1 protein-coding gene is annotated in these 754 nt (G+C 44.7%); it reads right to left on the reverse strand.

The window, feature by feature from the left end; translation table 11 throughout:
* Positions 1-722 (reverse strand): Mur ligase family protein (locus A3762_RS23910; protein ID WP_255375083.1); only part of this gene is annotated, 722 nt, incomplete at its 3' end.
* Between the last annotated feature and the right edge of the window lie 32 nt (positions 723-754).

Here is a 754-nt window from a genome sequence, read left to right on the forward strand (position 1 = left end):
GAAATTGCCTGAGCTCGATCTGCGATACAAACAACATCGTCTTGATCAGAAAACACACTCGCGATTTGAGAAATAATTTGCTCGGGATCTTCAGTGCGAGGGTTATCGCTAGTAATAACGCAGACATCCGCAAATTCTTTTGCGATCAAGCCCATCTGTGCGCGCTTTCCTTGATCACGATCACCACCACAACCAAATACAACATGTATGCGTTTTGGCTCCAAATTACGGATGGTTTGAAGTACGTTCTCTAAAGCATCTGGTGTATGAGCATAGTCAACAACAAGCGCTGGTTTATCAGTAACGCGATGCAGCTCCATTCTTCCCTTAACGGCTTTTAACTGATTGATTGCATTTAACTCAATCACCGAGCACTGCTTCGCAAGTGCTACTCCTAATACCGCCATCACGTTGTAGAGGTTAAATTGCCCAAGGAGGTCACTGTTAAGATCAATAATCTTGTCAGCCACTTCTATTTTCGCTGTTGTCGTCATTCCCAACTGAAAATCTTTCACCAACACTTCGGCAGAGCCATTCAATGAGAATCGTAACTTCCGAACTTCAGGTCGCAAAGCTTGAAACATCACGCTAGCGTATTCATCGTCAGCATTAATTACTGCATAGCGCAAACCTTCGCTCGCAAACAAACGCGCCTTCGCCTTGGCATATTCAGCCATGGTCTGATGATAATCCAAGTGATCACGGCTTAAATTGGTAAACACAGCACCTTCAAATCGCACGCCATCAACACGAC

This window comes from Oleiphilus sp. HI0125, assembly GCF_001635355.1.